This is a genomic window from Paraburkholderia phytofirmans (assembly GCF_046028095.1).
In the GTDB taxonomy this organism is placed as follows: domain Bacteria; phylum Pseudomonadota; class Gammaproteobacteria; order Burkholderiales; family Burkholderiaceae; genus Paraburkholderia; species Paraburkholderia phytofirmans_A.
In genome coordinates this window covers 168,054-181,278 of sequence record NZ_JAQQDJ010000013.1, presented here as the reverse complement: position 1 = coordinate 181,278, position 13,225 = coordinate 168,054, and the positions used below count along the sequence as shown (strand labels likewise).

The window sequence follows — 13,225 nt, the reverse complement described above, 5'->3', positions numbered from 1 at the left end:
GCCAGTCGATGCTCGCGCCGATGACACCTCATACGCCCGCGCCCGATTCGCTCTGGCGCGCGCTTCTTGCGGCATCGCCAGGCGTCGGTGCGGCGGTCAGCACCGGCGTGCCGCTCACGCGCGATCTCGACGTCGAGGTCGCCGTGATCGGCGCGGGCTACTCGGGTCTCGCCGCCGCGTATGCGCTGCAAAAGCGCGGCGTAAACTGCGTGGTGCTCGATGCGAATCCGGTCGGCTGGGGCGCAAGTGGGCGCAATGGCGGCGTGGTGTCGTCGAAGTTCAGACTGTCGTTTCCCACCATCGACAAGCTGCACGGTCTCGATACCGCGAAACGCATGCATCGACTCGCGCATGAAGGTGTGCGGGTCGTCGAGACGCTGGTCGATGAATTCCAGTTGGCGCGCGCCCGCTTCGAACATACCGGCAGCCTGCGCTGCGCTCATACGGAGGCCGCGTTCGCCGCGATTCGCGCCGAAGCCGATTGGGTTCACACGAATCTCGGCGATACCTCGATGAGCGTGCAATCGCGTGCCGACATCGAGCATGAGACGGGTTCCAAGGGCTTTGTCGGCGGCGTGCTGAGCGCGGACGCCGGCACCATTCTGCCGCTCGAATACGTGCGCGGACTCGCGCGCGGGCTCACGCTGCGTGGTGTGCCGATTTACGAATCGACGCCGGTTCAGCAGATGCAACGCGCGCGCGGTGACACGCGCGTGACGCTACGCACGCCCGGCGGCACGGTGCGCGCGAAGCAGGTGATCGTCGCGACCAATGCGTATTCGGATCTCACGGCGGCCACCTCGGCGTATCAGCGCGAACTCGTGCCGTTTCGCAGCGCGATGATCGCCACCGAGCGCCTGCCCGCAGCGCTCGACGCGCGTCTGATGGTCGAGCGCCGCAGCTACACGGAGACGCGGCGCATGATGAAGTGGTTCCGCAAAGTGGACGACCGCATGCTGTTCGGCGGACGCGACGCGTTCGGCAAGGAAGGCCAGACAACCGGCTTCGACGCGCTGCAGCGTGCCATGGTCGCGCTCTTTCCCGATCTCGCGGACGTGCGCGTGGAATATCGCTGGTCGGGTTATGTCGGCATGACGTTCAATTCGCTGCCGCATGTCGGACGCAGCGACGACGCCACGACATTTTGTCTGGGGTATAACGGGGCGGGCGTCGCGATGGCGAGCCTGCTCGGCCAGCATGCCGCCGCGCTCGCGCTCGGCGAAACGCCCGAGCTTTCGCTGCTCGGCGCGCCCGGCCTGCGGCCCGTGCCCTTTCATTCGCTGCGCGCGCCGGGTGTGAGACTCGTCGCGGCGTGGTATCAGTTTCTCGACGCCGTAGGTGCATGATGACAACCGCCAAACGGATGCTCCAGGGAACCACCTTGATGCAGGCCTCCGAGTCCGATCCCGCCGCGCGTTATCAGCGTCGCGAGGATCGCACGATGCTTCTCCTGATGACACCGGCGCTCCTCGTGATCGTCGTGCTGCTGGTCGTGCCGCTCGCGTGGCTGTCGTGGCAGTCCATCTATCACGACGGCTTCACGCTTGAAAACTATCGGCGCATGTTCACCGGCGCCTACCTCGAAACGTTTCTGCTGACGTTCAAGCTGAGCATCGTCGTGACCGTCATTACGCTGCTGCTCGGCTATCCGGTGGCCTACTTCGCTGCGTCGCTGCCGCCGAAACTGAGCGCGCTCGTGCTCGGCATGGTGATCCTGCCGTTCTGGACCAGCGTACTGGTGCGCACCTACGCGTGGCTCGTGCTGTTGCAGCGCACGGGACTGGTGAACAAGGCGCTGATCGCCTCGGGACTCGTCGACCGGCCGGTGCAACTCGCCTACAACCAGTTCGGCACCGTGATCGCGATGGTGCATATCCTGCTGCCGTTCATGGTGCTGCCGCTCTATTCGGCGATGCAAAAAATCCCGTCGAATCTTTCGCAAGCAGGCGCGAGTCTCGGCGGCTCGCCGCTGCATGTGTTCCTGCGCGTGTTCCTGCCGCTGTCGCTAAGCGGCGTGTTCGCGGGCGTCACGCTCGTGTTCGTGTTGTGCCTCGGCTTCTATATCACGCCTGAACTGATGGGCGGCGGCAAGTCGATCATGGTGTCGATGGTGGTGAGCCGCAACGTCGAGATCTACAACAGTTGGGGCGCGGCGAGTGCAGTGAGCGTCGTGCTGCTGATCTGCGTGTTCGCGATTTTCTATGCCGCGAGCCGCGTGGTGCCACTCGAAAAGACCCTGGGCGCGAAATGAACAAACTCCCGTTCGGACGGATCGTCCTCGGCGCGAGCGTCGTGCTGATTCTGCTGTTCCTGATGGTGCCGGTGCTGATCGTAGTGCCGCTGTCGTTCTCCGACACGCGCTTCATGACCTTCCCGCCGCCCGCCTACTCGCTGCGCTGGTATCACTCGTTCTTCGACAACCCCGCATGGATCGACGCCGCGCGCACCACACTGACCGCTTCGATCTGCGCCGCGCTGATCGCCACGCCGCTCGGCGTGGCCGCCGCCTACGCGATCCAGAACGGCACGCACTGGATCATGCGCTATCTGCGCACGCTGCTGATGCTGCCGTTGATGGTGCCGATCATCATCGTCGCGGTCGGCGTGTTCTTCGTGTACTCTCAGGCGGGCTACGTGAATACGCTCGGCGGCCTGATACTCGCCGACACGATGCTCGGGTTGCCGTATGTGCTGATTTCGGTCGGCGCCGATCTGCGCACCTTCGACCGCACGCAGGAAATGGTCGCGCGCAGTCTCGGCATGAATCGTTTTCGCAGTTTCATGACGGTGACGCTGCCGCAGATCAAGGCGAGCGTGATTTCCGGCGCGGTGTTCGTGTTCATTCAGGCGCTCGACGAAACAGTGGTCGCACTGTTCGTGTCGGGCGGTTCGAACCAGACGCTCACGCGCCGCATGTTCGTGACGCTGCGCGACGAGATCGATCCGACCATCGCCGCGATCAGCACGATGCTGACCGCGCTGACACTGTGCCTCGTGATGATCGTCGTGGTGAGCCGCCGTTCCAACGCGGCGCGCGCCTAACCTCTTTCTGAAAAATAGCCAATACATGGTCAATGCACTGAAATTCTATATCGATGGCGCCTGGGTCGAGCCGTCCACCACCGCCCGCCGTGCCGTGGTCGATCCCTGCACCGAGCAACCCATCGCCGAAGTGGCGATGGGCACGCCCGCCGATGCCGATCGCGCGGTAGCCGCCGCGAAGCGCGCGTTCACATCGTTCTCGCAGACCACGCCGGCCGAGCGCCTAGCATTGATCCGCCGCATTCTCGAAGTGTTTCTCGAACGCCACGACGAAATGGGCGACACGATCTCGCGCGAACTCGGCGCACCGCTCGCGATGGCGCGTGCGTGGCAAGCGGGGATCGGGCGGCGGCATCTCGAAGAACTGATCCGCACGTGCGAAACGTTCACGTGGCAGCGCAGGAAGGGCACGACGCTCGTCAATCACGAACCGGTCGGCGTGGTCGCGCTGATCACGCCGTGGAACTGGCCGATCAATCAGATCGTCTGCAAGGCCGCACCCGCCATTGCGGCCGGTTGCACGATGGTGCTCAAGCCCAGCGAAGTGACGCCCCTCAACGCGTTGCTGTTCGCGGAGATACTCGACGCGGCGGGCGTGCCGCCGGGCGTATTCAATCTCGTCAACGGTGATGGGCCGACTGTCGGCGCGGCGCTCGCGGCGCATCCCGATGTCGATATGGTGTCGTTCACCGGTTCGACCCGCGCGGGCGTCGAGATTGCGAAGCTCGCGGCGCCGACCGTGAAGCGCGTGCATCAGGAACTGGGCGGCAAGTCCGCGAACATTCTGCTGGACGACGTCGATTTCGAAGCGGCTGTCACGGCCGGCGTCAACTCGTGCTTCAACAACAGCGGCCAGTCGTGCAATGCGCCGACCCGCATGCTCGTGCCCGCGGCGCGCCATGACGAAGCCGTGGAGATCGCGCGGCGCGCGGCGCAAGCGCAACGCGTCGGCCCCGCCGATCACGAGCGCACGACCATGGGTCCGGTGGTCAGCAGCGTGCAGTTCGAGCGTGTGGAGCGGCTCATTGCGGCAGGCATCGACGAAGGCGCGCAAGTCGTGGCGGGTGGCCTCGGGCGTCCGCCGGGTCTTGAACGCGGCTATTACGTGCAACCGACGGTCTTCGCGGATGTGCGCCCTTCCATGACGATCGCGCGCGAAGAGATCTTCGGCCCGGTGCTCGCGATCATGCCGTATCGCGATGAGGAAGAAGCGATTGCGATCGCTAACGACAGTCCCTTCGGGCTCGCGGCTTATGTTCAATCCGCCGATCTGGAGCGCGCGCGGCGCGTGGCGTTCAGGCTGCGTGCGGGCAGCGTGTATCTGAACTATCCGTCGTGGGATGCGGGCTCGCCGTTCGGTGGGTACAAGCAGTCGGGCAACGGGCGTGAATACGCTGAGTGGGGGCTTGAGGCGTTTCTTGAGGTGAAGGGTATTGTGGGGTTTGGCGAGTGAGCGTGCTTTGGCGTTTTTGCGCTTAGTCGGACCGTTCACCGCTTGATGCTTAACGCTTGCCGGGCCGCCGCGTTTCAACGCGAGCGGCCCTTCATCTCATTCACGCACGCCCGCGCAACATATCCGCAATCCGCTCCGCGATCATGATGGTCGGCACATTCGTGTTCGCGCACGGTATCGACGGCATCAGCGACGCATCGCACACGTAAAGTCCGCTGACGCCATACACCGCGCCGCGCGCGTCGCAGACGGCGAGCGCGTCGTCTGCTGCGCCCATGCGGCAGGTTCCGGACGGATGCCAGGTGCCGCCGACTGAACGCGTCACGAAGCGCGTCAGCGCATGGTCGTCGGCGAGCAATTCGTTTAGCGTCACGCCTTGCGTGACCACGCTGCGCACCAGCCACGCGCGCAATGGTCCCGCAATGTCCAGCAACGCGCTCAGTATTCCGCGTTGCAACGCGTTCCACGCGCCCGGCACGGCCACGCTCGCGACGCGCGGCGAATAGCTCGAAGGCAGCAGCGTGGCGCGGTGCTTCGCCATCATCGGATCGGCGAGTGTGCGGGCGCCGAAGCACAGCGCGAGTTTCAGCCGCTCGAGATCGCGCGCGTCGGAGAGCATGTTGAAGTCGACGACGGGTTCGTCGCGCGGATCGGCCGACGCGAGACTCACGCGGCCGCGCGAGTATGACTTGTTCACCCAGAAGAAGATCGTGCCGAGCCGGTGGCCGACCGAATGCCAGCCCGAGCGCGACAGGATCGCACCGTGCATGTCGCCGGGCACCGCCCCGCTCACGCCCGACGAGAAGCGCACGATCGCCTGCTCGTGATGCTCGTCCGGATATGACGTGCGGGCAGCGCGCGGCAGAAACGCCGACACGGCAATCGACGGATGCTCCATCAGATTGCCGCCGACACCGCCTCGATCCGCCACCACCTCGATACCGTGCGCGGCGAGCTCGGCCGCCGGGCCGATGCCGCTTCGCATCAGCAGCGCCGGGCTGTGGATCGCGCCCGAGCAGATGATCACCTGTTTGGCGCGTAACGTTTCGCTGGCGCCGTCCTGGCCGACGACCCGCGCGCCAATAGCAAGCTTGCCGTCGAACAACACGCGTTCGACGAGCGTGTGCGTGCGGATCGTGAGATTCGGGCGCGCGCGCACGGTGTCGTCGAGATAGCAGACCGAGGTCGGGATGCGCTCGCCCGCTGCGCTCACCGCGATCGATCCAATGAACGTGCCGTCCTGCCACTCGCCGTTCTGGTCGTCACGCCGCGGATGGCCGCGTGCGTCGAGTGTGGCGAGCACCGCGCGCACGAATGGCGAGATACGCGCCCACGGCGCGCGCTGAATGCGAATCGGCCCGCTCTTGCCATGCAACGCGCCGTCGAAGTCGCAATCGGTTTCGAGCTTGCGGAAATACGGCAGGCAGGCGCTCCAGTTCCAGCCGTGCGCGCCGAGCGCATGCCATTCGTCGTAGTCGGCCGGCGCGCCGCGATTCGCCATCAGCGCATTGATCGCCGAACCGCCGCCGAGCAGGCGCGCCTGTTCATAACGGCGCGTCGCGGCCGAGGCGCTCATGCGTGCCTTCAGTCGTTGCCAGATGTTCGCCGTGTCGAGGTAGGCGCGGCCGGGATAGCGGCTGCGCACTGCCGCGGGCATATCCGTTCGCGAGATATTGCGGCCGGCCTCGACGAGGCAAACGGTCTTGCCGGCGTCTTCCGACAGCCGCGCGGCAAGCACGCAGCCGGCCGAGCCGCCGCCGAGAATCAGATAGTCGATCACGTTCGATGAATGCGCAGACGATGAGCTGGGCGGAAGGCGCGAGAAGCGCTGAGCGTTGCGCGCGGAATTCGACGCGTTGGCGTTCAACGGCCTCGACTCGCGCGCGCAGGATGATGCCGCTTACTGCATGAACTTGAGCCAGCGCGCCTTCGCCTGGACGCCGGCGTCCGACGCCCACCATTCCTCCGACATCAACGCCTGCTTCGACGCATTCTCCGGCGAACTCGGCAGCTCGCTCGCGCGCTTCGCGTCGATCTTGCCGGTCTTGAATGCGGCCGGATTGCCCGGACCGTAGTCGATATAAAGCGGCAAGTTGGCCTGCAATTCCGGCGAGACCGCGGCGTTGACGAACTTGATCGCCTCAGGCAGGTTCGGCGCGTTCTTCAGCACGCAGAGTTGCGTGTTCTGCAGAATACCGTCGTTGAAGGTGAAGTCGACATCGGGGTTGTCCTTGCGCACCGCGCTCGCGCGGCCGTTCCAGATCATCGTCATGTCCACTTCGCCGTCGTGCAGCAATTGCGCCGACTGGCCGCCCGAGGTCCACCATACGGTCACGTCCGGCTTGATCTGCTGCAGCTTCTTGAACGCGCGATCGACGTCGAGCGGATAGAGTTTGTCGCGCGGCACGCCGTCGGCGAGCAGCGCGGCTTCGAGCACGGTCTGCGGATCATTGCGCAATGCGCGCGTGCCGGGGAATGCCTTCACGTTCCAGAAATCGGCCCAGCTCTGCGGCACTTTTTTCAACGACTTCTTGTTGTAGCCGATCACCGTCGAATAGAACTCATACGCGACCGAGTACGGCGTGCGGTACTTCTCCGGCATGGCCGCCGCATTCGGAATCTTCGAGAAGTCGAGCTTTTCCAGCAAGCCTTCCTTGCCGCCGCGCAGGCAGTTGGAGGTCGGCGTGTCGACCACGTCCCAGATCGGCTTGCCGGTCGCGGCCTGCGCTTTGATCTGCGGCCACGCGTCCGGAATGCTGTCCTGGTTCACCGTGATGTTGAGCAGCTTCGCAGCCGGGTCGAGAATCGCCTTGGTCTGCGCTTCCTGGTAGGTCCCGCCTTGCGAGACGAAGGTGATCTTGCCGGCGGCGGCAAACGCGGGCGTCAAACACGCGGGCGCGAGATTCGCGACGCCGAGGATCAGAACTGCGGCAAGCGGGCGCAACATGGGCTTCTTGATCACGACGGGGTCCTCGAGACGGTTGAGCGAACAAATCGTCGATGTCATGCATCGTTGAGCCCAATATAGTGAGTCTATTTATCCGCCACAACGCCGGAATTGTTTGAGTGCCCATGACGCCACGTTATGACCCGGCAAAACCCTGATATGCCGTGAAAACACCGGGTGCGTACGCGCGAGGCGCGCGCCGCCGGCTTATGCCAGGTTATCGGCGCTCACGCGTCATACCTTCGCGATGTGAGTATCGGAAATGGCGCGCACGTCGATGCGGCGCGGCAGAATCGCGTCGCGGCTGGCGCTGTCAGCGACCTTCTGCAGCGCGCTGATATCCGCCTCGTTGACGAAGTGCTGTTTCAGCGACGCGCGTTGCGTAATGCGCTTCGCGGCATCGAGCGGCGAACGCGTCAGCGACGCGTAGATCTGCGCGTAGGCGTCCGGATTCGCGAGTGCCCAATCGCCCGCGCGCTGGAAGCGCAACAGCACGTCGGCAATCGCCGCGCGCTTGCGCGGTTCCGCGAGGGCCGCGCCCGAGGCGGTAATGAAACCGAGTCCGCTATTGATGCCGGTGCCGTCGCGCAGAATGCGCGCGCCGCGTTGCACGGCGATGCCGTAGTAAGGATCGAATGTGGCCCATACGTCGATCGAGCCGGACGCGAACGCGGCAAATGCATCGACGGGCAGGATGAAACGGACGTTGACGTCGTCTTTCGAGAGGCCGGCTTCGGCTAACGCGCCATAGAGCTGGAACTGCGAAATGCTGCCCCGCGCCGACGAAACGAACACCGTGCGCCCTTTCAGGTCCGCAACCGTGCGAATCTTCGAGTCTTGTGCGACGAGAATGCCGAGTTGCTCGCCGGAACCGACGCGCGTCGCCACAATCTTTAGAGTCGGATCGCCGACGGCTGCGGCAAGCACCGGCAAATCGCCGGCAGGTGCGAGATCGACGGCGCCCGCGCGCTGCGCTTCGAAGAGCGGCGCCGCGCCCTGGAAATTGGCCCAGCGAAACGCGTACGGCGCGCCGTCGAGCACCTTGGCCGCTTCGGCCAACGCACGCGTGCCGCCCGCCTGATCGCCGAGCACGAGTGTGACCTGCGCGAGTTCGGCAGCCTGTACGCCGGGCGAATTGAATGCACCCGCTGCGGCACAAGCCGGCACCGCGCTCAGGAGTTTAAGTGCGCGCCGCCGTGCGGAAAACGAAGCAGGAATGGAACCGGCCATATGTCCTATGTCCTCTCTGACGATATGCTCGCCAGCGTAGCGACGAAGACCGCCGCTGGGAATTATTCTCTTTCGATATGTTTATATCGAATCAATATTTATCTTTTGCATTTAATGGCTTCTGCGTTTTGCCTCGTTTTCTTCAGGTTTTCGACGCGCGCATGCGCTTATGCACTGGCGTTCGATGGTTAGCTGAAACCGTCAGTTCGCGCCGCGCAAGCTCGTTGCTAGCATGGTCGATTGGCCTTCCCTTCAGACTCGACTCAAGGACTATGAATCATGGCGCTGCTCAACAGACGGGCGTTTATTCGCGTCGCGCTGGCTTCCTCGCTCACCACGCTCGCGACGCGCGGTTACGCGCAAACATCGGCCGCCAACGGCCAGCCGATCGCGTTGCGGATCGGCTATCAGAAGTCGTCGACGTTGATCACGCTGCTCAAGGCGCGCGGGTCGCTGGACAAGGCCCTGGCGCCATTGGGCGTGCGCGTGTCGTGGAATGAGTTTTCGAGCGGCTTGCCTTTGACCGAAGCGCTCAACGTCGAGGCCGTCGATTTCAGCGCGGACGTCGCGGACACCGTGCCGATCTTCGCGCAAGCCGCGCACGCGCGCTTCGTTTACGTCGCGCAGGAAGCGCCGTCGCCGGGCGCCCAGGCGATCATCGTCAAACAGGATAGCGCGCTCCATACGCTTGCCGATCTCAAGGGCAAGCGCATTGCCGTGACCAAGGCCGCCGGCAGCCACTATCTGCTGCTTGCAGCGCTTATCAAGGCAGGTCTCACGCCGGCTGATGTGCGCATCAGCTACCTCACGCCGGCCGACGGCCGCGCGGCCTTCGAGCGCGACAGCGTCGATGCGTGGATCACGTGGGATCCCTATGTGGCATCCGTCGACCGCGACGCCGACGTGCGCATTCTCGCGGACGGCAAGGGACTCGCGTCATATCAGCGTTATTACCTCGCGTCGAATCGCTTCGCGCAGGCGCACCCCGAAGTCATCCAGATCGTGTTCGATCAGTTGACGCAAGCCGGCGAGTGGCTGCGCGCGCATCCTCAGGACGCGGCCCAAACGCTCGTGCCGATCTGGGGACTCGACGCAGCCACGATCGAGCGTGCGAACGCGCGCCGCAGTTATCTGGTGCGCCCTGTTCTTGCGCAGAATTTCGGCGAACAGCAGAAGATCGCAGATACGTTCTTTCAGGCCGGATTGTTGCCCGCCAAAGTCGAGACCGCGCAGGCGCAGCGCTGGGACTTCGGAACGAAACGCGGCGAGCCGGCGGGTAGCTGATGGCATTGGACCCGCTGATGTGGGGTGTCAAAACGGTGTCAAAACGAGTGGAGAAAACCGCATAAATCGCATTGCAAAACGCCGCGCAAAATGTTTTTTGGCGGTCGATTATCATGATTCGATCACCTCACTCGAACGGCTCGGTGTTGGATATGACGAATACAGGCAAGGCGTTGATAATCGCGCTGGTTCTGGTGGACGTGGGATTCATCGCTTACCAGCTTCTCCCTAAAAGCAACCGCTCCGAGGCGGCGCCGGACGCGGTAACGGCCAATTCCATCACGACGGCGCCGGCCGGTCCGCGCGTCGACGGCACGCATGTGACCGCGGGCAACGTGGTGCCCACTTCGCCGTCCGCGAACAGCCCGGGCGGAACCACGGGCGCACCGCTGGCTTCTCAATCGGGTCCGGTCGCGAACGGCACTCAGCCACAAGCATCGCGACATAAACAGCCCGGCCGCGCGTCTGCATCGGCGCAGGCGCGCGAGTCCGTCGCGGCGAAGGCGAACAGCGCGCAGTCGAGTGAACGCGCGCGAGGCGATTTGACCCAGCATGGTTCGAATGCCGTCGCGGCGGCCATGACGGAACAGCTCGTCAGGGAATCTTCCAAGCCCGATCCTTCGTTGCCGCTCCCACCGTCGACGCAAACCGCGCCGGCTAGCCAGGACCACCGCGGTTCGAACCCCGTCGCCGCCGCGATGACGCAGGAACTGGTGAGGGAATCGATACGGGTCGGTCCGGCTTCGCAGGCACCGGCGCCGAGTGGCGCGCAGTAATGTTGCACTCCGAACTAATTGAATGACGGCTTGCCTACGATCGATAGGCAATCTGCTCAACTACGCAGCGGCATGGCTGTCGCGTGCACCTCAAACACCGCAACTCGCTGCCATCGACCACATTATCGAAAATATGCGCGTGTTGCCGCATACGCTTCTTCGCAGACTCGAAGCTGAAAGCAGCTTGTATTGCAGACGCGCACGACAACGTCTATGTCGCGGACCGCAGCAACCGGCGCATCCAGGTGTTCGACACGGAAGGCACGTTCCTGCGGCAATTCACGATCGACGTGCCGGTGCCGCCGGACGCGCGTCCGGCGATCGGCAACATGCCGGACGAAGCGGCCATCGCGGCCGGCACGTTCACGCCGGGTTCGCCGTGGGCGATCTGCATCTCGCCGGGACCGAACCAGGTGCTTTATAGCGCCGACGCTTTCCCGGGCCGCATCTACAAGATGACACTCGACGGCAAGGTGCTCGGCGTACTCGGCAAGGCCGGCAAGCAACCGAAGCAGTTCGGCTGGATTCATCAGATGGCGTGCCCGTCGGAGAACGTGCTGTTCGTCGCTGAACTGCTGAACTGGCGTGTGCAGAAACTGGTGCTGCACGCTTGACGCACCGCTTTCGTCGCGCGGGTTCGTTCGTTGAAGGACGACTTTTCGGATAGCAAATCGATTTCGTACCGCTGTGATCGGAATCGTCGCGCGTGCCCGGAGTGTTTGGCTGCGGCGATGTTCAGCGGCCCGTGGTCAAACGCGCTGCCTGCGCCGTTGGCGAGCGCAGCACGGCAATCGCGTTCGCCCCCAAATGTTTGCAGCAAAACGCCCGCTGGCGCTGGCTCCCGGCGCGAGGCTCCCGCCCGCTCGCAAAAGTGCGCCGGCCGCTGGACGGAGGCGCCGCGAACGCCTATTCTTCAGCGGAATAGGTCGACTTTCAGATTACCGAAGATTGACTAAAAAACAGGCTTCTATTCGCCCGATTGAAACCTGCCCCGCCAGCGCACACTGAACTTGTGCCAATTGCGCAAGGAGCCCGCGATGTCCACCCGCCAAGATAAAGATAACGAGTTCGAAATCGGCCTGCCGGCCGCTTCAGCCGCCGAATGGACCAGCCCGGTGCCGGGCGCCGACGCCGGAACGATGCGCGGCTTGCACCTCGCGTCGGAGAGCGTGCTGTGCCTCGCGACGCAGACCTACAACGCCGTTGCGCGCGGCGACTCGGCGGGCGCGGAGGCAGCGCGCGCGTCGCTCGAAGAGCAACTGCAACTGGCCACGCGCCTGATCGACGAGCTTCTGTTCGACGGCAGCGGCCCGCATACGACGCATTGACCGGCCCGCCGGCCGAACAGCATCAATCACAGTCTCACCCTCTGAAAATCGACATGAGCGCTCTGACGGTACTTCTTTGCATCTGGGCCATGCTGGCCTTTTGCGCAATCCTCTTCATTCGCGGCGCCACCGCGCGCGTGGAGCGTCCGACCAAGGCACCGCAAAAGCGCCCGGCGCGCTTTTCGATCGCGGAGTAACGGCAAGCAGGCGATCCCGATTCGAGCGTGAGAACACGTGCGAATCCTTCGAACGTTCTCATCGGAATAGTCGTACGGCAAAAGCGGCCCGGCAGCCCATCATCACCACAGGTCGCAACGACCCGGCAGCCACCGCGGCATGAATCCGAGCGGCGCAGCGCCGCCCGGCCGTCATCTGCCCAGCCCTTTATTCCATGGAGATCGTCATGCTGAAGTTTTACTTCCACCCCTCGCCGAACCCGATGAAAGTCGCGTTGATGCTCGAAGAACTGCAGACCCCGTTCGAACTGATCGCGGTCGACACGTTCAAGGGCGAGCAACATCGCCCCGAGCTTCTGCGGATCAACCCGAACGCAAAAGTCCCCGCGATCACCGACGACGGTGTGACCGTGTTCGATTCGCACGCCATCCTGCTGCACCTCGCGGCAAAGCACGAACGGTTCCTGCCGGCCTCGGCTGCCGAACGCGCGCAGGCCTTGTCGTGGCTGATGTTCGTCGCGACCGGGCTGTCGCCGTTCTCCGGCCAGGCGGTGCACTTTCTGCATCACGCGCCGACGCCGCTGCCGTATGCGCGCAACCGCTATCTGAAGGAAGTGGAGCGCCACTATCGCGTGCTAAACGAGCGCCTCGCGACGTCGAAGTATCTGGCGGGCGACACCTACTCGGTCGCGGATATCGCGCTGTGGGGCTGGGCCAGCTTCGCAGGCTACATTCTCGGCGAAGCGGGTCTGAGCGCGTATCCGAACGTGAAGCGCGTGGTGGACGAAATCTCCGCGCGTCCGGCCGCGGCGCGTGCACAAGCCTTGAAAGGCAAGCTGACGCTGAAAGCCGAGTTCGACGAAGAGACCCGTCGCGCGCTATTTCCGCAAAACGAAGGCGTGACCTTTTAAGCGCTTTCCGGTCGGACACGCCGCGTGAACTGCCGCCATCGTGCAGCGGCTCACGCGGTTAAGCGGGTTACAAAGTCA

13 protein-coding genes are annotated in these 13,225 nt (G+C 64.1%); 10 read left to right on the top strand and 3 right to left on the bottom strand.

All coding sequences use genetic code 11. The features are described 5' to 3' along the window. Positions 1 to 8: 8 nt before the first annotated feature. From PQR54_RS30750 to PQR54_RS30735, 4 genes are read left to right on the top strand one after another with little or no spacing between them, the layout of a single operon-like run. Positions 9 to 1,346 (top strand): NAD(P)/FAD-dependent oxidoreductase, encoded by a 1,338-nt coding sequence (locus PQR54_RS30750; RefSeq protein WP_408252361.1) that lies wholly within the window; start codon positions 9 to 11, stop codon positions 1,344 to 1,346. Beyond that, positions 1,343 to 2,251, top strand: coding sequence for an ABC transporter permease (locus PQR54_RS30745; RefSeq protein ID WP_408252359.1), 909 nt, complete (start codon positions 1,343 to 1,345; stop codon positions 2,249 to 2,251). The genes PQR54_RS30750 and PQR54_RS30745 overlap by 4 nt, the downstream gene beginning before the upstream one ends. Continuing rightward, a complete protein-coding gene (locus PQR54_RS30740; protein ID WP_408252357.1) occupies positions 2,248 to 3,042 on the top strand; it encodes an ABC transporter permease in 795 nt (264 codons plus the stop codon). The genes PQR54_RS30745 and PQR54_RS30740 overlap by 4 nt, the downstream gene beginning before the upstream one ends. Before the next feature lie 25 nt (positions 3,043 to 3,067). Beyond that, positions 3,068 to 4,495 carry an aldehyde dehydrogenase family protein gene (locus PQR54_RS30735; protein WP_408252355.1) on the top strand — a complete coding sequence of 476 codons (1,428 nt, stop codon included), beginning with the start codon at positions 3,068 to 3,070 and terminating at the stop codon, positions 4,493 to 4,495. Between the two features lie 100 nt (positions 4,496 to 4,595). Here the strand turns inward: PQR54_RS30735 and PQR54_RS30730 are convergent, their stop codons facing one another. From PQR54_RS30730 to PQR54_RS30720, 3 genes are all read right to left on the bottom strand, one after another. Continuing rightward, complete coding sequence (locus tag PQR54_RS30730; protein WP_408252353.1) at positions 4,596 to 6,275, bottom strand: GMC family oxidoreductase; 1,680 nt, start codon at positions 6,273 to 6,275, stop codon at positions 4,596 to 4,598. A 120-nt stretch (positions 6,276 to 6,395) separates the two neighbouring features. Next, positions 6,396 to 7,442, bottom strand: a complete 1,047-nt coding sequence (locus PQR54_RS30725) for an ABC transporter substrate-binding protein (protein ID WP_408252496.1) — start codon at positions 7,440 to 7,442, stop codon at positions 6,396 to 6,398. 234 nt (positions 7,443 to 7,676) lie between these two features. After that, the gene (locus tag PQR54_RS30720; RefSeq protein WP_408252351.1) at positions 7,677 to 8,672 is read right to left on the bottom strand and encodes an ABC transporter substrate-binding protein; all 996 of its coding nucleotides are present in this window, start codon (positions 8,670 to 8,672) and stop codon (positions 7,677 to 7,679) included. Positions 8,673 to 8,951: 279 nt separating this feature from the next. On the opposite strand from PQR54_RS30720, the gene PQR54_RS30715 reads away from it, so the two are divergent. The 6 genes from PQR54_RS30715 (at position 8,952) to PQR54_RS30690 (ending at position 13,147) form a co-directional block, all read left to right on the top strand. Next, entirely contained in the window at positions 8,952 to 9,956 is a 1,005-nt protein-coding gene (locus PQR54_RS30715; protein WP_408252349.1) for an aliphatic sulfonate ABC transporter substrate-binding protein, read from the top strand. A 152-nt stretch (positions 9,957 to 10,108) separates the two neighbouring features. Beyond that, positions 10,109 to 10,732 carry a hypothetical protein gene (locus PQR54_RS30710; protein WP_408252347.1) on the top strand — a complete coding sequence of 208 codons (624 nt, stop codon included), beginning with the start codon at positions 10,109 to 10,111 and terminating at the stop codon, positions 10,730 to 10,732. A gap of 245 nt (positions 10,733 to 10,977) precedes the next feature. Beyond that, positions 10,978 to 11,346 (top strand): NHL repeat-containing protein, encoded by a 369-nt coding sequence (locus tag PQR54_RS30705; protein WP_408252345.1) that lies wholly within the window; start codon positions 10,978 to 10,980, stop codon positions 11,344 to 11,346. Between the two features lie 423 nt (positions 11,347 to 11,769). Then, entirely contained in the window at positions 11,770 to 12,060 is a 291-nt protein-coding gene (locus PQR54_RS30700) for a hypothetical protein (protein ID WP_408252343.1), read from the top strand. 53 nt (positions 12,061 to 12,113) lie between these two features. Next, a complete protein-coding gene (locus PQR54_RS30695; protein WP_408252341.1) occupies positions 12,114 to 12,257 on the top strand; it encodes a hypothetical protein in 144 nt (47 codons plus the stop codon). 206 nt (positions 12,258 to 12,463) lie between these two features. Continuing rightward, positions 12,464 to 13,147, top strand: a complete 684-nt coding sequence (locus tag PQR54_RS30690; RefSeq protein WP_408252340.1) for a glutathione S-transferase family protein — start codon at positions 12,464 to 12,466, stop codon at positions 13,145 to 13,147. Positions 13,148 to 13,225 lie beyond the last annotated feature (78 nt).